This window comes from Virgibacillus senegalensis (assembly GCF_000821245.2).
GTDB classification, from domain to species: Bacteria; Bacillota; Bacilli; order Bacillales; family Amphibacillaceae; genus Sediminibacillus; species Sediminibacillus senegalensis.
This window is the reverse complement of the sequence record NZ_LN611425.1, coordinates 1737219-1738275: the sequence shown is the minus strand read 5'-3', so window position 1 is coordinate 1738275 and position 1057 is coordinate 1737219. Positions and strand designations below refer to the sequence as shown.

The following is a 1057-nucleotide window of genomic DNA, read 5'->3' as shown; positions in this document are numbered from 1 at the left end:
TTGGTCAGATGCGACACGCATAAGCCAGTCACCGAAAAGCCCTGCAATATGGGCTTGTAGGGGAATGACTTATGACGCGAGCATCTAGCCCGCAGAGCTGGATTAAAAAAACGTGTCAATGTTCATTGAATGTCTTCCCTCTTATCTAGTTTTGAAGGTACATCTTTCTTAAAAGCACCTAAAGGAAGTTCTGTTAAGACCGTTCACGTCCTGTGAACAACACAGAACGACCTGCATCCTGCAGGTCTGGTGGCAATAGCGGAGAGGTCACACCTGTTCCCATGCCGAACACAGAAGTTAAGTTCTCCAGCGCCCATGGTAGTTGGGGCTTTGCCCCTGCGAGAGTAGGACGCCGCCAGGCAAAACTGAAACACCCTTGAATGAGAACCACTCGTTCAAGGGTGTTTTTTCGTTTCGTGTTTCCTATTGTTTTGTAAAAAATAGAGGCTCTATACTGAATGTGGTGGTGTCCCCTGTTGTGATGGGTGTTCCTGCAGTGTGCAAAAAAAAAATACACTCATTCCCTCTCTCTTTGTTACCCTAAAGTTGCTGACACCAAAGGAAAAAGAGAGGGATATGAGTGCAACGCNGCTTTACACAAGACATTGGCAACAAAAGTGCCCGTTCTGTAAAGAGAAAACAATGGTTTAAGACAAGTGATGAGAAGACAGCCGGAAAAGGGCTGGAAGAATGTTTGAAATGGATGCGTGCTTCAAACATAGAGGCATTTCGCCGTGTAAGAAAAACGTTCATGCGTTGGAAACAAGAGATTTTACAGTCGTTCATGTATCCATTTCATAATGGGTATATCGAGGGAATAAACCATACGATAAAGGTTTTAAAACGAGATTCCTTTGGAATCAAAGACGTTGAACGATTAAAGCAAAAAATTTTATGGCAGCAAGCGGTTAAAAAGGCTCTGTAGAGCGAAATAGTGTAGCAGAGGAAATAAGCGAGACTCCTGCGGAAAAACGGGCGGCCGAGACCCCACAGCGGGCTTTGCGAGGAGGCTCGGGCGTTCGTCCGCGGAAAGCGAGTTTATTTCCTCTGCGGTCTG

General features: G+C 45.7%; 1 rRNA gene and 1 pseudogene. Both read left to right on the top strand.

Going from position 1 to position 1057, the window contains the following annotated elements:
* Positions 1–245 precede the first annotated feature (245 nt).
* Positions 246–361, top strand: a 5S ribosomal RNA gene (gene rrf / locus BN1067_RS19645).
* Between the two features lie 276 nt (positions 362–637).
* A pseudogene (locus tag BN1067_RS19640) lies at positions 638–925 on the top strand (transposase); the annotation flags it as partial.
* Between the last annotated feature and the right edge of the window lie 132 nt (positions 926–1057).